Source organism: Halomonas lysinitropha (genome assembly GCF_902500215.1).
In the GTDB taxonomy this organism is placed as follows: domain Bacteria; phylum Pseudomonadota; class Gammaproteobacteria; order Pseudomonadales; family Halomonadaceae; genus Halomonas; species Halomonas lysinitropha.
Genome location: NZ_CABVOU010000047.1, coordinates 1 through 19,003, shown reverse-complemented (window position 1 = coordinate 19,003; position 19,003 = coordinate 1). Strand labels below are relative to the sequence as shown.

Below are 19,003 nucleotides of genomic sequence, written 5' to 3'. Positions count from 1 at the left end.
CGCGGCGGGGATTACCAATGGGCCTTAGGTGGCATGCGGGCCTTTGGTCGATGGGCCAGTCGGTTAGTCAGGGTGTATCATGAGCATCCGATGGAAGGTGCCGGTCAACGGCCGGCAGATCGCCCCGATTGCGAGGAGAGTGCCTTGACACCCGTGCAACTGTCACTGAGCTACGGACAGGCCTTCGTGGCGCCCGAGCGGCGGCGACATCGCAGCTCGATGTCGGTGCGGTTTCCCGAGCCTCCCCTGCTTGCGGCGAAAGGTGCCTGCGCCCTGATCAGTGACTCGACGCTGCGTAACAACCTGGCCAAGCAGGCCGGGGATCTCAGTGTGAAGGGGTTTCTGGCCGATTACTTCTCCACCCCCGACCACTGGGACGTCAAGACGTCGGCGACTCGCGTGTTGAGAGCGCTGAACGCCTGGTGCTTCAGCCAGAATCGTCAGATGTCGGATGGCAGCTATGTCTCCTCGCTCTCCGCCATGGTTTATCGCGGGCGTGAGGCCCATCTCTTCCACATGGGCGACACCCTGGTGTTTCGCCTGCGCGGTGCCGAGTTCGAGCAGCTCTCCCGGGATCATGTCACCGATCTGGGCGGCTATCGCTATCCTTCCCGGGCCATGGGCATGGACAGCGGTCTGGAGATCGATTATGCCAGCATGCCGCTCAAGCAGGGAGATCTCTTCCTGTTCACCACCCAGGCGGTGCAGGGCACCCTGATGCCCTCGGATTATGTACGGCTGATCCGCGAGGATGCCAGTGACCTGGATGCCGCCTGCGAGCGGCTGGCCGTGGCGGCCACTGGACGGGCTCAGGAGCGGGGGTATGGCGGCGATCAGTTCTGTTTCCAGCTGGTGCGCATCGATGCCCTTCCCGAAGCATCGGAGGATAGACCCGGCCGGGTCTACGGTGACTTACCGATTCCCCCCGAACTCTCGTCCGGCGATCGTCTGGACGGCCTCGAGGTGCTCTCGGTGCTCTCGCGTACGGCTCAGTCGCGGGTCTACCACGTGCGCGACCTGCACAGCGGCCGCGAGATGGTGATGAAGGCCCCGAGTCCCGAGCTCTCCAGCCGTAATGCCTATCTGGAGCACTTCCTGCTGCAGCAGTGGGTGGTCGAACGCGTCAAGTCGCCCTTCGTGGTGCGGATCATGGAGCCCTCGAGGCCGCGGCGCTTCCTCTACTACCTCATGGCCTACGTCAAGGGCGAGACGCTGGCCGAATGGGCACGGCGCCACCCTCAGGCCTGCCTCATGCAGCGCCTCGACATTGCCAATCAGCTGGGCAAGGCGGTGCAGGCCCTGCACCATCGCGACTTGCTGCACCAGCGAATCCATCCCGACAATGTGCTGATCGATGCGCATGGCCAGGTGGTGCTGGCCGATTTCAGCGCCTGCCATCTGCGTGACGTGGATGGTCACCGTCGCTCAAGGGAGGTGATTCGCCAGTTGGGGCTGACCGAGCACAGTGCGCCGGAGTATGCACTGGAGGATGATGTCGGCCGTCGCAGTGATCAGTACTCCCTGGCCTCGACCATCTACTGGCTGCTCACCGGCGACTTGCCCTATTCGCTCGCGCCAAACCGGCTGCGCAGCCACACCGATCTGGAGCAGCTGGCCTATCGCAGTGCCCGTACCCTCAACCCGGAAGTGCCCGTGGCCCTTGACGATGCCTTGCGTCGGGCACTGGATCCTCAGCGCGCGCTGCGCTTCCGGCGCATGTCGGAGTTTCGTCGTGCGCTGCGCCCACCGCGGATTCCGGGCCAGGACTCGGCGGAAGGCAGTACGCAAAGGCCGCGTGAGTCGACTCGTTTCTGGCAGGGCGTGGCGGGCATCCTGCTGCTGCTGCTGGTGCTCTCCTGGCTGATGCGGTAAAGCGCCAAGCAGCCCTGGCCCAATGTTGTGGGAGCTATCGGTTCGACGCCTCGACTTTTACGCGAAAAGCGGAGGGCACGAGGTGTTGTGGGAGCGGTGCTCGCACCGCGAAAAGCGGAGGGCGAAAATCGCCGTGCAAGCACAGCTCCCACATTACTGCCAGTGCTATCATGCTGCTCGGCGCTCGGCGCTCGGCGCTCGGCGCTCGGCGCTCGGCGCTCGGCGCTCGGCGCTCGGCGCTGTCAGATCGTGAATGCCGGCAGCTTGCGCTCGACTCGAACCTGCTTGAGGTGCGCGACCTTGGGCAGGCCGTTCTCGAAGGGCGGGAAGTCCTCGCCCTGGATCAGCGGCGACAGATACTGGCGGCAGGTCTCGGTGATGCCGAAGCCGTCTTCGCGGATGAACTCCCGCGGCATGAGTTTCTCGCGGTTGGCGACCTCGGCCAGCGGGGCTGCCTCGATGCGCCACTGGTAGGGGGTTTCGCTGACGCGCTTGATGGTCGGCATCATGGAGTTCTTGCCGGCGATCGCCAGTTCCACGGCCTTTTCGCCCACCGCGTAGGCCTGTTCGACGTCGGTCTTCGAGGCCAGGTGGCGGGCGGCGCGCTGCAGGTAGTCGGCCACGGCCCAGTGATACTTGTAACCCAGGTCCTGCTTGACCATGCCGGCCAGGGTCGGCGCCACGCCGCCCAGCTGGCGGTGGCCGAAGGCATCGGTGTTGCCGGAGTCAGCGAGGAAGGTGCCGTCCTCATAGCGCGCGCCTTCGGAGACCACGATCACGCAATAGCCGTATTGCTTGACCGACTCCTCTACTCGGGCCATCACTCTGTCGCGGTCGAAGTGTACCTCGGGGAAGATCACCAGGTGGGGTGGGTCACCCTCGCCCTGTCCGGCGAGTGCCCCGGCGGCAGCGATCCAGCCGGCGTGGCGGCCCATCACCTCGAGCACGAACACCTTGGTTGAGGTGGCGCACATCGAGGCGATATCCAGCGACGCCTCCAGGGTGGAGGTGGCGATATACTTGGCCACGCTGCCGAAGCCCGGCGAGTTGTCGGTGATCGGCAGATCGTTGTCCACGGTCTTGGGCACGTGGATGGCCGTCAGCGGATAGCCGAGCTTCTCGGAGAGCTGCGAGACCTTGAGGCAGGTGTCGGCGCTGTCGCCACCGCCGTTATAGAAAAAGTAACGGATGTCGTGAGCCTTGAAGACCTCGATCAGCCGTTCGTACTGGGTGCGGTGTGCCTCGATGTCCTTGAGCTTGTAGCGGCAGGAGCCGAAGGCGCCCCCGGGCGTGTGGCGCAGGGCGGCAATGGTCTCGTCCGACTCCTGACTGACGTCGATCAGGTCTTCGGTAAGGGCACCGATGATGCCGTTGTGGCCGGCGTAGACCTTGCCGATCCGGTCTGGATAGCGGCGGCAGGCTTCGATCACGCCGCAGGCGCTGGCGTTGATCACGGCGGTGACGCCGCCGGACTGGGCGTAGAAGGCATTATGCTGGGCCATGGGGCTTACCTGTTCCTGATCGCGTCGAGAGTTTTGAAAGCCCATGATTCTAGCCGAAAGTGGCATTGGCTGCATCCGGGCCCTTCGGCGTCGGGTCCTGGCGGAGGGTGATATCGCGGGATAAGTGTCCCCTGACGGGCTTGGCGGCATGGCCGGGTCTTAGTCCACAGGGGTAGCGGCTGGAGCGCGGCGAGGCGGCCATGCTAGTCTCGCCTCACTTCTCGCCGCGGCTGGCAGCTCGGCGTTCCTGCAGGCGGAGCTTTCCATGCACCTTCATATCCTCGGTATCTGCGGTACCTTCATGGGCAGCCTGGCATTGCTCGCTCGCGAGTTGGGCCATACGGTCAGCGGCTCGGATGCCAACGTCTATCCGCCCATGAGTACCCAGCTCGAGGAGGCGGGCATCGTCCTGTGCGAGGGGTACTCGGCGGACCATCTCTCGCCGCACCCGGACCGGGTGGTGATCGGTAATGCCCTGTCCCGCGGCAATCCCGAGGTCGAGGCGGTCCTCAACCAGGGGCTGCCCTATGTGTCCGGCCCCCAGTGGCTGGCCGAGGAGGTGTTGCCAGGGCGGCGGGTGATCGCCGTGGCCGGTACCCACGGCAAGACCACCGTGGCCAGCATGACGGCCTGGCTGCTGGAGTCGGCTGGACTCGCGCCGGGCTTCCTGATCGGCGGGGTGCCGCGCAATTTTGGCATCTCGGCCCGGCTCGGTGCCCACGACGCCCCCTTCGTGGTGGAGGCCGACGAGTACGATACGGCCTTCTTCGACAAGCGCTCCAAGTTCGTCCACTACCGCCCCGATATTGCCATCCTGGGGAATCTGGAGTTCGATCACGCCGATATCTTCGACGACCTGGGCGCCATCGAGCGGCAGTTCCACCATCTGGTGCGAACCGTCCCCGGACGGGGCCGCCTGGTGGTGGCCGATGGCGAACCGGCTCTGGACCGGGTGCTCGAGATGGGGTGCTGGACCCCGGTAGAGCGCTTCGGCACCCAGACCACAAGCCCCTGGCGACTGGCGCTCGAGCGTGAGGACGCCTCGCGCTTCCGGGTGATCCATGAACGCCATGATGACGACGTGGAGGTGAACGAGGACGCCGTCATCGACTGGGCCCTGACCGGTGCCCACAATGCTCGCAATGCCCTGGCCGCCCTGGTGGCGGCGAGTGCCTGCGGGGTCGACCTGCCGCGGGCCGCTGCGGCGCTGTCGCGCTTCGCGACGCCGCGGCGTCGTCAGGAGCTGCGCGGTGAGGTGGCGGGTATCGAGGTCATCGACGACTTTGCCCACCATCCCACGGCGATCGCCGCCACCCTGGAGGGACTGCGGGCGGCGACCCCGCGCGGGCGATTGCTGGCGGTGATCGAGCCGCGCTCCAATACCATGCGGCTGGGGACCCTGCGCGACCGGCTGGCGGCAAGCGTCGCCGCCGCCGACGCGGCCTTCTGGTTCCAGCCCCCAGGCCTGGATTGGTCATTGTCCCCGGTGCTCGAGGCGAGCCCGGTACCGGCGCGGATGCTCGACGACCTCGATGCCCTGGTGGATGCCCTGGTCGCCGAGGCGCGGCCTCTGGACCGAATCGTGGTGATGTCCAACGGCGGCTTCGGCGGCATCCACGAGAAGCTGCTGGCCGCGCTGGAGGTGGCCCATGCCGACGGAACTGCGTGATCCGGTCACGGTGGCCCTGACCGGCGCCTCCGGGGCCCAATACGGCCTGCGACTGATCGAGGCACTGGTGGGGGCCGATCACCAGGTCTGGGTGATGATCTCCAAGGCCGCACATCTGGTGATCGCCACCGAGACCGACAGCGAATTGCCGGCCAATCCCGCCCGGCTGGCGGAGGCGCTCAGCGAGCGCAGTGGGGCGGCACCCGGCCAGATTCGCTGCTTTGGCCGCGAGGACTGGATGGCGCCGGTCGCCTCGGGCTCCGGGGCCCCTTCGGCCATGGTGATCTGCCCTTGCTCCACCGGCACCCTCTCGGCGGTGGCCACCGGGGCCAGCAATAACCTGATCGAGCGCGCCGCCGACGTGGCGCTCAAGGAGCGACGCAAGCTGATCCTGGTGCCTCGCGAGACGCCCTTCTCGGCGATCCATCTCGAGCACATGCTCGCCCTGACCCGCATGGGCGCGGTCATCCTGCCGGCTGCCCCGGGGTTCTATCACCAGCCGGCCGCGGTGGACGACCTGGTCGACTTCATCGTGGCGCGCATCCTCAACCAGCTGGGCGTCGCGCATCGGCTGATGCCCCGCTGGGGCGAGACATGATCAACCTCTCGCTGCTCTCGGTGTTCGTGCCGACCTTCCTGCTGGTCTCACTTACCCCCGGCATGTGCATGACCCTGGCCATGGTGCTGGGCATGACCCAGGGCGTGAAACGCACCCTGTGGATGATGGTTGGCGAGCTGGTGGGCGTGGGTCTGGTGGCCTTCGCCGCCGGGGCGGGCGTGGCGGCCCTGATGCTTCGCCAGCCTGAACTCTTCGCACTGTTCAAGTGGCTGGGCGGCGCCTATCTCGGCTACCTCGGCGTGATGATGTGGCGTTCCCGGGGACGCATGGCCATCCCCCTGGAGCTGCAAGCGGGCCCGCCCGCCGCCCGCGGGCAGTTGGTCCTGCAGGGGCTGGTGACCGCGGTGGCCAATCCCAAGGGCTGGGCCTTCTTCATGGCTCTGTTGCCGCCTTTTCTGGATGCCTCTCGCCCGTTGGCCATTCAGCTGGTGGCGCTGATCGCGGTGATCCTCTCCATCGAGTTCTTGTGCCTGCTGCTCTATGCCACCGGGGGGCGCACGCTGCGCCGCCTGCTCGGCGAGAGCGGTAACGTGCGGCTGCTCAATCGCATCGCCGGGACGCTGATGGTCGGCGTGGGGCTCTGGCTGGCGCTGGGCTAGACCGGCGGCAGCCAGGCGGTCCGTGCCGCAACCAGCACCAGCGAGGCGACACCCAGCAGGTACCAGGGGCAGGGGCCGAGGGGCGAGCGCGGTTGTCGCTGCCAGGCCAGTTGCACCAGGGCGCAGACCACCAGCCCGAGAAGTGCGCCGCCGATCAGGTCGCTGAGCCAGTGAACGCCGATCAGCAGCCGCGACAGGGCCATCGGCAGGATCACGGCAATGGCCGCCCAGTAGGCCATGAAGCGCCGGCCATGGGGCAGTTCCCGGCTGGCGAAGGCCGCGGCCAGGCCAAACAGCACCACGGCGGTGGAGGTGTGGGCGCTGGGGTAGGAGAAGGAGTCGGCCAGATGGGCCGGTGTGTCCGGCCGTATCCTTCCGATGGCCGCCTTGAGCAGAGTATTGAGCAGTGCAATGCCGAGGAGTCCGCCAGCGATGTACCAGAAGGCCGGCCGATGGCGGCGCCACAGCAGCCAGGCCGCCCAGGGCAGGGTCAGGGCGATGACGCCCAGCAGGTCACTGGCCCTGGCCATCACCTCTCCGAAGGCGTCCAGGCCGGGTAGCGCGAGGTTGTCCAGCAGTCCCGCAAGACGCAGGTCCATGGCCAATGGCCCCGCGTGATGGATCACCACCAGGGTCCAGGCCGAGAAGGCCGCCAGCGAGAGAATCAGCAGCAGCCAGGAGGCCAGGGGCGGTTCCTCCTCATGTGCCGGGGCGAGGAGTCGCCAGATGCGCCGGCCCAGTGGCGTTCGCCGCGACAGCCAGGCGAGGCCGCGGTACGCGACGCCATCGCGAGTGACCAGGTGGCGGCACCAGGAGAATGCCAGGGCGAGCATGACCACCAGTGCACCCAGGGCGGCCAGCCACGGCTTGAGGCCTTCGGGCAGGTCCAGCAGCTGCTGCCAGGTGCGCCCCAGCAGATAGCCCGGCAGGACATAGGCGGGCGCCCAGAGCAGTGCCGAGCCCAGGTTGGCCCAGGTGAAGGTACGGGGGGACATCTTCAACATCCCGGCAACCAGTGGCACCACCGGTCTCACCGGGCCAACGAAGCGTCCCAGGAAGACCGACAGCGAGCCATGGCGTTGGAAGAAGCGGGCGCTGCGCGCCAGCCACTCGGGATGCCGCGATAGCGGCCACATGGCCGTCACTCGCTCGCGCTGGGTATAGCCGAGGAAGAAGCTCAGGCTGTCGCCTGCCACCGCCCCCATGAAGGCGGCGACAAGCACCGGGCCTACAGCCTGGCCATGGTGTCCGGCCAGGGAGGTGGCGGCCGTCATCAGCACCACGCCCGGGACCAGCAGCCCGACCAGCGCCAGGGATTCCACCAGGGCAATGCCGGCGATGATCAATAGCAGCAGGCCCGGAGAAGGCGCCAGCTGGGTGAGGGTGTCGGTGATGCTCACGGAGTGCTCCGTTGCCCTTCATTGTCGGACTCGCGGATCAGCCATCGGCCAGCGACTGACTGGCCACCTGCAGCCGCTGCTCGAATCGTTGCCAGGACTCTCCCAGGCGGGGCCGGCAGAGACGCAGTCGCGCCTCCAGCTGGCCGGTCTCGATCAGGTTGGCTTGCTCCAGGGCCTGATCGAGTCGCTGCTGCATCAACAGCGCGCCGCTTTCGGTGGTGTCCGGCAGTATCAGCCAGAAATCCGCCGGACCCTCGCGCCCCAGGATGTCATGGTCGCGACATTGGCTGACGACGGCCTGGCAGAGGCTGTCCAGCAAGGCTTGTCGCGCCCGGGGCCCGAACTGTTCCTCCGCCATTTCCAGTTGTGGGAGATAGATCACAATGACGGCCAGCGGTTGCTCGAGCAGAGCGGTGCGTTCGGCCTCGCTGGCCAGTCGCTCGTGCAGGGTCTCATGGTCCAACGCCGCACATTCGGGGTCGAGCGGATCGGTGGCCCTCAGCAAGGCATGCTGGCGAACCTGTTCCCAGGGCACCAGGGCCGCCACGACCACCAGGGTCAGATAGCTCAGCAGCATGTCACGGTCGAGCTCGCCGTTGCTGAGCAGTGCCAGCCAGACGGGCGTCAGTGCCAGGTTGAGCAGCATGGCCGGCCCCAGAGGCAGCAGCAGCAGGGTCAGGACCGGGGGCAATCCCACCCAGAGTGACGGCAGCCCCGACTGTCGAGGCAGCTCGACGGCGATCAGCAGGTAACCGCAGATCAGCACCAGGTAGGCGGCCAGCCGCGAATGATCCTCACGCGTCACGCTCAGCAGGGTGGCCACCAGCATCAACAGGGAGAGGATCGCGGGGAGGGGGATGCGCGCATACTCGCCCATCAGGTAGAGCCAGAACGCCATGCCCAGCAGCAGCAGCGCGCCGCTGGCATACCAGGCCGCGAAAAGACGCAAGAAACGGTATCGACGATCAGGCACCGGTCGGTTCTCCGACGACCTGGAGGCCTGTCGCTTGCCGCGCCAGGGCCTGTCGTTCCTCCTTCAACGATGCCAGGGCGGGCAGAGGGATTGCCCGGGCCGGGCACCGGGCACCGAGGTGGTGCCACAGCATTTCACGACGCGCCCTGGCCTCACGCTGGTCGCGGCTGGTGAGGAGCGCGGCCAGGGTCTGCGGGTCGAGGCGGTAGCAGGGTTCGAAGCGGTGGGTCAGACGACTGAGTCGCTGAGCCAGTGACCAGCAGCGATGCCGGGAGGTGTGAAACAGCAGCAGCTCGGTATGCACCCCCTCGTGATGGCTCCGGCTTCGCTCGAGGGCGAGGTCATGGGCCAGGCGGTCGCCGGGCCAGAGGGACAGGCCGGGAACCAGGCGAGCCCGGTGCAGGGTGCGCTGGCGTAGTGCGCGCAGGTCCAGGGCCCTGGAGAGCCCCAGCAGCATCAGGGCCGCCAGCAGCAGACCGGTCAGGAGCCACTGCTCGAGCCCCAGGAATTCGCGCAGCGGCCACCAGGTGGCCAGCGCCAGCAAGGCCTCGAGCAGCAGGATCCAGCGGGGCTGGGGAAGCATCAACAGCACGGCCCAGGCCCACAGCCAGGTGATGTGGCGCTCGGGGTTCACCCACAGCAGGGCCGCCAGCAGCAGGCCGGGCAGCAGCTGCCAGGGCACCGTGGCGGGGCGGCGATGGTTGAAGGCGAGCAGCAGTGCGGTAATGGCCAGCCAGGTGGCTGCCAGCCACAGCAGCATGGCTTCGGTCAGATGGGTCGTGGCGATGGCCAAGAACACCAGCAGCACTGCCGCGACCAGCAGGTTGACGCGCAGGAGTCCGACTTTGTACTTGGTCTGCATGGTGGCTTAGTATGAACTCCTTCCCGTTTCACGGCACAGTACAACGCCGGCACCGCCCTTGTCGCGGCGCCGCCGGCCCCAGGAGACACGCAACGGCATGACAGCTCAAGCCTCCCGTTCGGACCATGACCCCGCCATCCCCGACATCCGCGATATCGACGCCTACATGCAGCGCCTGGGGCAGGGCGCCCGCGAGGCGGCCACTCTGATGCGCCGCGTCGACACAGCCGCCAAGAACGCCGCCCTGCTGGCCATGGCCGAGCATCTCGAACAGGCCCGGAGCGACGTGCTGGCCGCCAACGCCCGCGACCTTGCCCGGGAGCGAGAGAGCGGCCTGGAGGCTGCCCTTCTGGATCGCCTGGCGCTGGATGACAGGCGTCTCGATGCCATGATCGACGGTCTCGTCCAGGTCGCCGCCCTGCCGGACCCGGTGGGCGAGATCGACGGCCTGCGCTCGCGGCCCAGCGGTATTCAGGTGGGCCAGATGCGCGTGCCCCTCGGGGTGATCGGCATCATCTACGAGTCGCGCCCCAACGTCACCCTGGAGGCGGCGAGTCTGTGCCTGAAATCGGGCAACGCGGCGATCCTGCGGGGCGGCTCCGAGGCGCGCGATTCCAATGCTGCCATCGCGGCCTGCATCCGCGCCGGGCTGGCCCGGGCCGGCCTGCCCGAGAGTGCCGTCCAGGTGGTAGCGACCACCGACCGCAACGCCGTGGGCCGCCTGATCAGCATGCCGGAGTACGTCGACGTGATCATCCCGCGCGGCGGGAAGTCGCTGATCGAGCGCATCACCCGGGAGGCGCGGGTGCCGGTGATCAAGCATCTCGACGGTGTCTGTCATGTCTATATCGATGCCGGCGCTGACGTCGACAAGGCCCTGGCCATCGCGGTCAACGCCAAGACTCACCGCTATGGCACCTGCAATACCATGGAGACCCTGCTGATCGATGCGCCGCTAGCCGAGACCCTGCTCCCGACCCTGGCCCTCGCCTATGGCGAGCACGGTGTCGAGCTGCGCGGCTGTGAACGGACCCGCGCGATACTGGGCGACATTGGGGTGGCCAGCGAGGCGGACTGGCAGACGGAGTACCTGGCCCCGGTGCTGGCCATTCGCGTGGTCGACGGCATCGATGACGCGATGGCGCATATCGAGCGCTATGGCTCGCGGCACACCGACGCCATCGTCACCGAGCACTATGGACGGGCGCGACGCTTTCTCGCCGAGGTCGACTCCAGTTCGGTGATGGTCAATGCCTCGACCCGTTTCGCCGACGGCTTCGAGTACGGGCTGGGCGCCGAGATCGGCATCTCCACCGATCGCCTGCATGCGCGGGGTCCCGTGGGTCTCGAAGGGCTGACCTCCCGCAAGTATGTGGTGCTCGGCGATGGCCAGGTGCGCCGATGAGTCAGTCGGGCCTGCCCGTCAGGGCCGACCGCGACCCGTCACCTCCGCGCCGGATCGCCATGCTCGGCGGCACCTTCGATCCGGTGCACCATGGGCACCTGCGCAGCGCCGTGGAGCTTCGCGAGGCGCTGGCCCTGGACGAGGTGCGCCTGGTGCCGGCGTCCATGCCGCCGCTGCGCGGTGAGCCCCGGGTCTCGCCCGCCGATCGCCTTGCGCTGTTGCGTCTGGGGATCGGCGATACGCCGGGCCTGGTCGCCGACTCCCGGGAGCTCGAGCGTGACGGGCCCTCCTACAGTGCCGACACCCTCGCTTCGCTGCGCCGTGAATTTGGCCGCGAGGCGCGCCTGGTGATGGCGCTGGGCCATGATGCCTTCCTGCGTCTGGCCGATTGGCGCGAACCGCAGCAGCTCTTCGAGCTCGCTCATGTGGTGGTGATCGACCGGCCGGATCATCAGGCCGCGCTGCCCGAGGCGTTGATCGAACTGCTGGCCGGGCGCGAGGTCGATGACGTCGAGGCACTGATGGTCCGGCCCGCCGGGTACCTGCTGCGTCTCAGGTTACCCTCGCGCATGGCGATCTCGGCCACCGAGGTTCGCCAGCGACTGGCGGCGGGCCGAAGCGTTCGCTACCTGCTGCCCGAGGCAGTGGAGGCACAACTCCTGTCGCGGGACCTCTACCGGCATGGCTGAATGCTGCCCACCAGGGCATCAAGTCGGTACAATGGTATCGAGGATTTCTCGATGATGAAGGGCTGACACGAAGGGCTATGCATATCGACGCACTCAAGACTCTGGTGATCGACGCACTGGAGGACATCAAGGCCCAGGATATCGCCGTCCTGGATGTCTCACGATTGACCAGCGTGACCGACCTGATGGTAGTGGCCAGCGGCACCTCCAGCCGTCATGTGGCGGCGCTGGCGGATAACGTGGTTCAGACCGCCAAGGACCAGGGCGTTTCGCCGCTGGGTGTCGAGGGTGAGAACGGCGCCGACTGGGTGCTGGTCGATCTTGGCAACCTGGTGGTGCACATGATGCTGCCCGAGACTCGACAGCTCTACGACCTGGAGCGACTCTGGGCCGATCTGCCCAGCGATACGGAATCCCGGCTGGAGGAAGGGACCCACTCTTCATGAGGATCCGCCTGCTGGCGGTGGGCACGCGCATGCCCGACTGGGTGTCCCGCGGTGTCGAGGAGTACCGCAAGCGCCTCCCCAGGGACTTCGCCCTGGAGGTGGAAGAGATCGTCCCGGGACAGCGCGGCAAGAATGCCGATGTGACCCGGGCCATGGAGTTGGAGGCCGACCGCATCCGGGGTCGCCTCAAGGGCGGAGAACATCTCGTCGCCCTGGAGGTGGGGGGCAAGGCGTGGAGCACCGAGCAGCTGGCCCGGCAAGCCGACGCCTGGCGCCTCGAGGGGCGTGACGTGGTGCTGCTGGTGGGTGGCCCGGATGGCCTGGCGCCGGCGCTGTCGGCGAGTGCCGACCAGCGCTGGTCGCTGTCGCCGTTGACGTTGCCCCATCCGCTGGTGCGCATTCTCCTTGCCGAGCAGCTTTACCGCGCCTGGACCTTGCTTGTCGGCCACCCCTATCACCGCTGAGGGCCGTCTCCAGTTGATGATCGCTGAAGGCCCATCTGCTCACCGATCCAGAGGTCATGACCGAGCATGCGTCGGCGCCGCCAACCCCTGAAGAACCCGGAACAGGAGCTGCATGCCTTCCGCATGCGCTCTCTGCTGGCCGTACTGGTGGTCGTGTGCCTGACAGGCTTGCTGGGTGGCCGTCTGTTCTATCTGCAGGTGGTTCAGCATGAGGTCTACAGCACGCGCTCCGAAAAGAACCGCGTGCGGGTGGAGCCACTGCCCCCGACTCGCGGGCTGATCTACGACCGGCACGGCGTGCTGCTGGCCGAGAACCGTCCCACCTACAACCTCACCCTGGTGCGCGAACGGGTCGCCGACCTCGATGCCACCCTGACGCTGCTGGTCGACCTGCTGGAGATACCCGAGGAGGAGATCGAGGCCTTCCGGGTCCGCTCCCGACAGCGCCAGCGTCCCTTCCAGCCGGCGCTGTTGATGAGTGATCTCGACGAGGACCAGATTGCCCGACTGGCCGTCAACCGGCATCGCCTGCCCGGCGTCGAGGTAGAGGCCCAGCTGCTGCGCTACTATCCCGATGCCGAGACCATGGTGCATGCCCTGGGCTATGTGGGGCGGATCAATGCCGAGGAGCTGGCGGGTCTGGATGCAGGCAACTATGCCGGTACCCATTTCATCGGCAAGACCGGGGTGGAGCGCTTCTACGAGGATGAACTGCATGGCCAGGCCGGGCTGCGAAAGGTGGAGACCAATGCCCGTGGTCGAGTCCTGCGTGAACTCGGTCACACCGACCCGGTGCCCGGCAAGGACCTGACCCTGACACTGGACAGCGAACTGCAGAGGCTCGCGGTGGAACTGCTCGACGGCCGTCGTGGCTCCATCGTGGCGATTGCCCCGGAGAGCGGCGAGATCCTCGCCCTGGCCTCGGTGCCGGGGTTCGACAGCAACCAGTTCGTCACCGGCATCGACGTCGCCTCCTACCGAGGGCTCCAGGAGGACCTGGACCTGCCGCTCTACAACCGGGCCATCCGCGGGCATTATCCGCCGGGTTCCACCATCAAGCCCTTCCTGGCCCTGGCGGGTCTGGCCGAGGGCAAGATCACCCCGAATAGCACCATCCGTGACCCCGGCTATTTCCAGCTGCCCAACGACTCCCGGCGCTATCGCAACTGGTTGCGCTGGGGGCATGGCCGGGTCGATCTGGAGCGCGCCATCGCCGTCTCCAACAACACCTACTTCTATACCCTGGCTCATGATCTGGGTATCGATCGTATCCACGAGAACATGTCGGCCTTCGGCTTCGGCCAGCGGGTGGCCCACGATGTCCAGGGCGAGAGTGACGCCCTGATGCCCTCCCGGGACTGGAAGCGGGGGCGCTTCAACCAGCCCTGGTATCCCGGCGAGACGCTCTCGGTGGGCATTGGCCAGGGCTACTGGCAGCTCACCCCGCTGCAGCTGGCCACCGCGACGGCGGTATTGGCCAACCGAGGCGAGTGGGTCAAGCCGCGCCTGGCGCAGCGGATCGGCCAGGAGGAGGTGCCCGTCGAGCTGCCTGACACGCCACCCGACATCATGCTCGAGAACGAAGGGTGGTGGGACCGGATCTTCTCCGGCATGGAGAAGGTGATATCGGGGCATGAGGGCACCGCCAGGCGTATCGGCAAGGACCTGGAGTATCGGATGGCGGGCAAGTCCGGTACCGCCCAGGTGTTCTCGCTGGGCAAGGACCAGAAGTACAACGCCGACGAGATCCAGGAACGACTGCGCGACCATGCTCTGTTCACGGCCTTTGCACCGGTGGAAGCCCCCCAGATTGCCGTGGCGGTGATCGTCGAGAATGCCGGAGGCGGCAGCACTCACGCCGCCCATCTGGCCAAGGCGATGACCGACGCCTGGCTGCTCGAGGACGAGGCACCGGATACCGAGGAAGTGCGCGAGGTCCTCGAGCGTGAGGATGGTCGAGTGACGGGGAACTGACGATGATCTGGAGCGAGCTGACCCGTCCCCTGCGGACTCATCCCGTCAAGCCCTCCCTGAGTGGCATCGCTCGGCGGCGCAGCCTTTGGGAGCGAATCCATCTGGATCCCTGGCTGCTCGGTATGTTGCTGCTGCTGATGCTGGCCGGGCTAGTGGTACTCTATAGTGCCAGTGGCCAGCGGCTGTCGGTGGTGACCGCCCAGGCCCTCCGCTTCGGCGTGGCCCTGGTGGTAATGGCCGGCCTTGCTCAGCTGTCGCCGACGACACTGCTGCGCTGGACGCCACCGGTCTACGTCGCCGGGTTGTTGATGCTGGTGGCGGTGGAGCTGTTCGGCGACATGGGCATGGGGGCCCAGCGCTGGCTGGAGATTCCCGGGGTGATCCGCTTTCAGCCCTCGGAGCTGATGAAGCTGGCGATGCCGATGATGGTCGCCGCCTGGCTGAGCCGCCAGCCGCTCCCACCGCGCTGGCGCGATCTGCTGGTTTGCGCGGTGATCATCGGCCTGCCGGTGGTGCTGATCGCCAAGCAGCCCGATCTGGGGACCTCGTTGCTGGTCACTGCAGCGGGGGTGTTCGTGATCCTGCTGGCGGGGCTCTCCTGGCGTTTCATCCTGTTCTGCGGCGTGCTGGCGGCGGCCGCGCTGCCGCTGCTGTGGGTGAACCTGCACAACTACCAGCGCCAGCGGGTCCTGACCTTCCTCGATCCCGAGAGCGATCCTCTGGGGGCGGGCTGGAACATCATCCAGTCGACCACTGCCATCGGCAGTGGCGGCTTCTGGGGCAAGGGATGGCTGCAGGGCACCCAGTCGCAGCTGGAGTTCCTGCCCGAGCGCCATACCGACTTCATCGTGGCGGTGCTCGGCGAGGAGTTCGGGCTGGTGGGCATGCTGGCCTTCCTGCTGCTCTACCTGTTGATCGTGGGGCGTGGGCTATGGCTCGCCGGCGCCGCCCAGGAAACCTTCGGGCGCCTGGTGGCGGGCAGCATCATCCTGACCTTCTTCATCTATGTTTTCGTCAATGTGGGCATGGTCAGCGGCATCCTGCCGGTGGTCGGCGTACCGCTGCCGCTGGTCAGCTACGGGGGGACCTCCAGCGTGACCTTGTTGGCGGGTTTCGGTATTCTCATGGCCATTCATGCCCACCGCCGCCTGCTGCCGCGCTAGCGCCGGCGGGTCGCATTTCCAGGGAGAGGCAACAGCATGACGGTGACCCGTTTTCATGGATCGACACCGCTGGCGGTGATCGCCGGCGTCGGCCTGTCGCTGCTGACGTTGACGGCGGCCGCGACGGATTTCGACCCGCGCAAGCATGAGGGGGCGCGTTCCCTGGTCGATGAACTGGTTGACCAGGGAATCGAGCGCGAGTGGCTGGAAGGCGCCATGGGTGAAGCCGTCTATCGGCAGGGCGTGCTGGATGCCATGGCCGGCGCCGCCGAACGGCGCCTCACCTGGCCCGAGTATCGCGCCATCTTCCTGGATGCCTCGCGCATCGCCAACGGGGTAGCCTTTATCGAGGCCCACCGGCCAGCATTCGAGAAGGCCGAGGCCGAGTATGGCGTGCCGCCGGCCGTCATCGCCGCCATCATCGGTGTCGAGACCCGCTATGGGGGCGTCACCGGCCACCACCGCGTTCTCGATTCCCTGGCGACGCTGGCCTTTCATCACCCGCACCGGGGCCGCTTCTTCCGCGGTGAGCTGGCGGCTTTCCTGGAGATCGCCCATGAGCAAGAGCAGGCACCCGGTAGCTTGACCGGCTCCTACGCCGGCGCCATGGGCTATCCGCAGTTCATCCCCACCAGTTATCGGGCCTACGCGGTGGATTTCGACGGCGACGGCCTGCGCGATCTCTGGACCAACCCGGTGGACGCCATCGGCAGCGTGGCCAACTACTTCGCCGAGCACGGCTGGCGCCCCGGCGAACCCCTGTACCATGAGGCCGAGGGCCCCGCCACGCCTCCCGATCGCATCGACTTCAATCGCGCTGCCCGGCCACCCGCGGTTACCGCGGCCGAGCTTGCCGCCGCGGGGCTCGAGGTCCCGGATTCGCTGGCCGACGATCATCGCCTGCTGCCGGTCTCTCTGGAGGTGGAAGATGGCGAAGACGCCTGGCGCTACGTGCTTGGCGAGCACAATTTCTACGTGATCACCCGCTACAATCACAGCCACCTGTACGCCATGGCGGTGATCGAGCTGGCCGAGGCGATTGGCGAGGCGCGAGGCCTCGAGGCCCACTGGCTCGATGCCACCGACACCACCCCGGAGGAGGCCCCATGACACGCACCTGTGTGGCGTTCAGCGTGCTGCTGCTGCTGGCCGGCTGTGCCGGGAGCGGTGGCGGCTCCCGCCCTGCCACCGACGAGGCGTCCAGCAAGGTGCCCGCCACCTCGGGAAGCGGCGAGCGCTATGCCCTGGCCGGCGATGCCTATCCCGAGGACCCGCCCGATGTCGCCAAGGTGCCGGATGCGGTGCCGCGTCGCGAAGCGCGCTCCAGGGGAGGCAACGCCTCATCCTACGAGGTATGGGGCAAGCGTTACGAGGTGATGGCGGATGCCCGTGGCTACAGCCGCCAGGGCCAAGCCTCCTGGTACGGTGAGAAGTTCCATGGCTATGCAACGGCCAACGGCGAGATCTATGACATGTACAAGATGAGCGCCGCCCATCGTTCCTTGCCCCTGCCCAGCTTCGTTCGCGTCACCAGCCTCGAAAACGGCCGCTCGGCGATCGTGCGGGTCAACGACCGCGGGCCCTTCCACAGTGACCGCGAGATTGACCTCTCCTATGCGGCGGCGGCTCGCCTGGGCATTCTCGAGCAGGGAACCGGCGGCGTGAAGGTCGAGGTCATCGATGTGGAGCGCTGGAGCGCCGACAACGCCGGCACGCCTCGCACGGCAGGGGTCTCGCCGCCCCGAGAGGCGCCGGTGGCACCGGCTGCCACGGACGTTCGGGGCGGCGTAAGCGATGCGCCGGTGACCGGCCGCGACGTCTTCCTGCAAGTGGCGGCCCTGGGGTCCGCCGACGGAGCCCGAGAGCTGAGGTCGCGCCTGGAGGGCGAGATCGATCGCCCCGTACGTGTCGCCAGTGCCACCGGCCTCCATCGCGTGCAGGTCGGCCCCCTGGAGCATGCGGACCAGGTGGATCCCATCCGCGAACAGCTGCGCCGGGCAGGCTTTGCCCAAACCTTCGTTGTCAACGATGCCGACTGAGTCGGCCCCCTATTCGAACCACCCTGCGATACCCCTGATGAGAACCCTTGCCATGAGATTCACGCGTTTCTTCTGCCGCCGGCTGTTGCCGCTGCTGGTCAGCCTGCTGCTGGTCGCGTCACAGGCCACGGCCCAGATCATTCCAACGCCGCAGACCATGATTCCCTCACCCCCCCAGCTGGCTGCGACGTCCTGGATCCTGATGGACGCCGACAGCGGACGGATCCTGGCCGAGCACAATGCCGACGAGCGGCTGCCGCCGGCCAGTCTGACCAAGCTGATGACGGCCTACCTCGTGGAGCGTGAGCTCGATCAGGGCAATATCTCGCCCGAGGACCTGGTGCCCATCAGCGAGAAGGCCTGGCGCACCGGGGGCTCCAAGATGTTCATCGAGGTCGACACTCAGGTGTCCATCGACGACCTGCTTCAGGGCATCATCATTGTCTCGGGCAACGATGCCAGCGTGGCCATGGCCGAGTACCTGGCCGGTGGCGAGCGTCCCTTCGCCGACCTGATGAACCAGCACGCTACCCGGCTGGGCATGCACAACACCAACTTCGTCAATTCCACCGGCCTGCCTGACGAGGATCACTACTCGTCGGCTCGCGATCTGGCGCTGCTCTCCCAGCACATCATCAATGACTACCCGGAGCATTACGCGACCTATGCGCGCAAGGAGTTCAGTTACGGCGGCATCGATCAGCCCAACCGCAACCGCTTGCTGTGGCGCGACAGCAGCGTCGATGGCCTGAAGACCGGCTGGACCGAGGAAGCGGGCTATTGCCTGGTGGCCTCGGCCAAGCGCGACGACATGCGTCTGATCTCGGTGGTCATGGGCACCGCCTCCGAGGAGGCACGCGCCCAGGAAACGCAGAAGCTGCTCAGCTACGGTTTCCGCTACTACGAGACCCTCAAGCTCTATGACGCCGGCGCCGTGCTCAACACCCCGCGCGTCTGGGGCGGCGACAAGAACGAGCTGCGCGTCGGTGTCGATCGCAACGTGGTCATGACCGTACCGCGCGCCCGCAGCGAGGAACTGACCGCCAAGCTCGACATCCAGGCCGATCTCACCGCGCCCATCACGGCCGGCGACCGGGTGGGCACCATGGAGGTTCGCCAGGGCGAGGAGCTGGTCGGTGAGCGCCCGTTGGTCGCCCTCGAGGGTATCGAGGAGGGCGGGCTGTTCAAGCGCCTCTTCGACCAGGTGCGGCGTTTCTTCACCAATCTGATTGGCGGCTGGTTCGACTAGGGCCTTCGGCAAGGAGCAAGGAGCAAGGAGCAAGGAGCAAGGAGATGGCTTGCTCCTTGACCCCTTGCCCCCTTGCCC

At 67.0% G+C, this 19,003-nt stretch carries 17 protein-coding genes; 13 read left to right on the top strand and 4 right to left on the bottom strand.

What is annotated here, in order from left to right; genetic code table 11:
• Positions 1-219: 219 nt before the first annotated feature.
• A complete protein-coding gene (locus HALO32_RS17505; RefSeq protein ID WP_407646897.1) occupies positions 220-1,872 on the top strand; it encodes a protein kinase domain-containing protein in 1,653 nt (550 codons plus the stop codon).
• Between the two features lie 242 nt (positions 1,873-2,114).
• Here HALO32_RS17505 and HALO32_RS17500 read toward each other — a convergent pair whose 3' ends face one another.
• A complete protein-coding gene (locus HALO32_RS17500) occupies positions 2,115-3,374 on the bottom strand; it encodes a 6-phosphofructokinase (protein WP_151445188.1) in 1,260 nt (419 codons plus the stop codon).
• A 265-nt stretch (positions 3,375-3,639) separates the two neighbouring features.
• Between HALO32_RS17500 and mpl the strand changes: the two genes are divergently transcribed.
• Genes mpl through HALO32_RS17485 form a run of 3 tightly spaced genes read left to right on the top strand, consistent with a single transcriptional unit; the run spans position 3,640 to position 6,261 of the window.
• Positions 3,640-5,043, top strand: a complete 1,404-nt coding sequence (gene mpl, locus HALO32_RS17495; protein ID WP_151445187.1) for a UDP-N-acetylmuramate:L-alanyl-gamma-D-glutamyl-meso-diaminopimelate ligase — start codon at positions 3,640-3,642, stop codon at positions 5,041-5,043.
• On the top strand, positions 5,024-5,641 hold the full coding sequence (locus HALO32_RS17490; protein WP_151445186.1) for a flavin prenyltransferase UbiX: 618 nt from the start codon (positions 5,024-5,026) through the stop codon (positions 5,639-5,641). Before mpl ends, HALO32_RS17490 begins: the two co-directional genes overlap by 20 nt.
• Complete coding sequence (locus tag HALO32_RS17485; protein ID WP_192576549.1) at positions 5,638-6,261, top strand: LysE family translocator; 624 nt, start codon at positions 5,638-5,640, stop codon at positions 6,259-6,261. Before HALO32_RS17490 ends, HALO32_RS17485 begins: the two co-directional genes overlap by 4 nt.
• On the opposite strand, the gene HALO32_RS17480 is transcribed toward HALO32_RS17485, so the two are convergent.
• From HALO32_RS17480 to HALO32_RS17470, 3 genes are read right to left on the bottom strand one after another with little or no spacing between them, the layout of a single operon-like run.
• Positions 6,258-7,661: a bifunctional DedA family/phosphatase PAP2 family protein gene (locus HALO32_RS17480; protein WP_151445185.1), complete on the bottom strand. Its 1,404-nt coding sequence runs from the start codon at positions 7,659-7,661 to the stop codon at positions 6,258-6,260. The genes HALO32_RS17485 and HALO32_RS17480 overlap by 4 nt on opposite strands.
• A 37-nt stretch (positions 7,662-7,698) precedes the next feature.
• The gene (locus HALO32_RS17475) at positions 7,699-8,634 is read right to left on the bottom strand and encodes a GGDEF domain-containing protein (protein ID WP_225810135.1); all 936 of its coding nucleotides are present in this window, start codon (positions 8,632-8,634) and stop codon (positions 7,699-7,701) included.
• Positions 8,627-9,496, bottom strand: a complete 870-nt coding sequence (locus HALO32_RS17470) for a hypothetical protein (protein WP_151445184.1) — start codon at positions 9,494-9,496, stop codon at positions 8,627-8,629. The genes HALO32_RS17475 and HALO32_RS17470 overlap by 8 nt, the downstream gene beginning before the upstream one ends.
• 97 nt (positions 9,497-9,593) lie before the next feature.
• Between HALO32_RS17470 and HALO32_RS17465 the strand changes: the two genes are divergently transcribed.
• The 9 genes from HALO32_RS17465 (at position 9,594) to HALO32_RS17425 (ending at position 18,925) form a co-directional block, all read left to right on the top strand.
• Positions 9,594-10,901 carry a glutamate-5-semialdehyde dehydrogenase gene (locus HALO32_RS17465; RefSeq protein WP_151445183.1) on the top strand — a complete coding sequence of 436 codons (1,308 nt, stop codon included), beginning with the start codon at positions 9,594-9,596 and terminating at the stop codon, positions 10,899-10,901.
• A complete protein-coding gene (nadD, locus tag HALO32_RS17460; protein ID WP_151445182.1) occupies positions 10,898-11,590 on the top strand; it encodes a nicotinate-nucleotide adenylyltransferase in 693 nt (230 codons plus the stop codon). The genes HALO32_RS17465 and nadD overlap by 4 nt, the downstream gene beginning before the upstream one ends.
• A 77-nt stretch (positions 11,591-11,667) precedes the next feature.
• Positions 11,668-12,036 carry a ribosome silencing factor gene (gene rsfS, locus HALO32_RS17455; RefSeq protein WP_151445181.1) on the top strand — a complete coding sequence of 123 codons (369 nt, stop codon included), beginning with the start codon at positions 11,668-11,670 and terminating at the stop codon, positions 12,034-12,036.
• Positions 12,033-12,500: a 23S rRNA (pseudouridine(1915)-N(3))-methyltransferase RlmH gene (gene rlmH, locus HALO32_RS17450; RefSeq protein WP_151445180.1), complete on the top strand. Its 468-nt coding sequence runs from the start codon at positions 12,033-12,035 to the stop codon at positions 12,498-12,500. Before rsfS ends, rlmH begins: the two co-directional genes overlap by 4 nt.
• A 66-nt stretch (positions 12,501-12,566) precedes the next feature.
• Positions 12,567-14,474: a penicillin-binding protein 2 gene (mrdA, locus tag HALO32_RS17445; protein WP_151445179.1), complete on the top strand. Its 1,908-nt coding sequence runs from the start codon at positions 12,567-12,569 to the stop codon at positions 14,472-14,474.
• Positions 14,475-14,476: 2 nt separating this feature from the next.
• The gene (gene rodA, locus HALO32_RS17440; protein ID WP_151445178.1) at positions 14,477-15,637 is read left to right on the top strand and encodes a rod shape-determining protein RodA; all 1,161 of its coding nucleotides are present in this window, start codon (positions 14,477-14,479) and stop codon (positions 15,635-15,637) included.
• A gap of 36 nt (positions 15,638-15,673) precedes the next feature.
• Complete coding sequence (gene mltB, locus HALO32_RS17435; RefSeq protein ID WP_151445177.1) at positions 15,674-16,747, top strand: lytic murein transglycosylase B; 1,074 nt, start codon at positions 15,674-15,676, stop codon at positions 16,745-16,747.
• Positions 16,744-17,676 carry a septal ring lytic transglycosylase RlpA family protein gene (locus HALO32_RS17430; protein WP_151445176.1) on the top strand — a complete coding sequence of 311 codons (933 nt, stop codon included), beginning with the start codon at positions 16,744-16,746 and terminating at the stop codon, positions 17,674-17,676. Before mltB ends, HALO32_RS17430 begins: the two co-directional genes overlap by 4 nt.
• A 52-nt stretch (positions 17,677-17,728) precedes the next feature.
• On the top strand, positions 17,729-18,925 hold the full coding sequence (locus tag HALO32_RS17425; RefSeq protein ID WP_151445175.1) for a D-alanyl-D-alanine carboxypeptidase family protein: 1,197 nt from the start codon (positions 17,729-17,731) through the stop codon (positions 18,923-18,925).
• Positions 18,926-19,003 lie beyond the last annotated feature (78 nt).

What these genes read in the sequence shown, in the direction of transcription:
- mpl (WP_151445187.1), top strand. Translation starts at nt 3,640, where the DNA reads ATGCACCTTCATATCCTCGGTATCTGCGGTACCTTCATGGGCAGCCTG.
- HALO32_RS17470 (WP_151445184.1), bottom strand. Translation starts at nt 9,496, where the DNA reads ATGCAGACCAAGTACAAAGTCGGACTCCTGCGCGTCAACCTGCTGGTC.
- rsfS (WP_151445181.1), top strand. Translation starts at nt 11,668, where the DNA reads ATGCATATCGACGCACTCAAGACTCTGGTGATCGACGCACTGGAGGAC.
- mrdA (WP_151445179.1), top strand. Translation starts at nt 12,567, where the DNA reads ATGCGTCGGCGCCGCCAACCCCTGAAGAACCCGGAACAGGAGCTGCAT.
- HALO32_RS17430 (WP_151445176.1), top strand. Translation starts at nt 16,744, where the DNA reads ATGACACGCACCTGTGTGGCGTTCAGCGTGCTGCTGCTGCTGGCCGGC.
- HALO32_RS17490 (WP_151445186.1), top strand. Translation starts at nt 5,024, where the DNA reads ATGCCGACGGAACTGCGTGATCCGGTCACGGTGGCCCTGACCGGCGCC.
- mltB (WP_151445177.1), top strand. Translation starts at nt 15,674, where the DNA reads ATGACGGTGACCCGTTTTCATGGATCGACACCGCTGGCGGTGATCGCC.
- rlmH (WP_151445180.1), top strand. Translation starts at nt 12,033, where the DNA reads ATGAGGATCCGCCTGCTGGCGGTGGGCACGCGCATGCCCGACTGGGTG.
- HALO32_RS17465 (WP_151445183.1), top strand. Translation starts at nt 9,594, where the DNA reads ATGACAGCTCAAGCCTCCCGTTCGGACCATGACCCCGCCATCCCCGAC.
- HALO32_RS17485 (WP_192576549.1), top strand. Translation starts at nt 5,638, where the DNA reads ATGATCAACCTCTCGCTGCTCTCGGTGTTCGTGCCGACCTTCCTGCTG.
- HALO32_RS17500 (WP_151445188.1), bottom strand. Translation starts at nt 3,374, where the DNA reads ATGGCCCAGCATAATGCCTTCTACGCCCAGTCCGGCGGCGTCACCGCC.
- HALO32_RS17505 (WP_407646897.1), top strand. Translation starts at nt 220, where the DNA reads ATGTCGGTGCGGTTTCCCGAGCCTCCCCTGCTTGCGGCGAAAGGTGCC.
- HALO32_RS17425 (WP_151445175.1), top strand. Translation starts at nt 17,729, where the DNA reads ATGAGATTCACGCGTTTCTTCTGCCGCCGGCTGTTGCCGCTGCTGGTC.
- nadD (WP_151445182.1), top strand. Translation starts at nt 10,898, where the DNA reads ATGAGTCAGTCGGGCCTGCCCGTCAGGGCCGACCGCGACCCGTCACCT.
- rodA (WP_151445178.1), top strand. Translation starts at nt 14,477, where the DNA reads ATGATCTGGAGCGAGCTGACCCGTCCCCTGCGGACTCATCCCGTCAAG.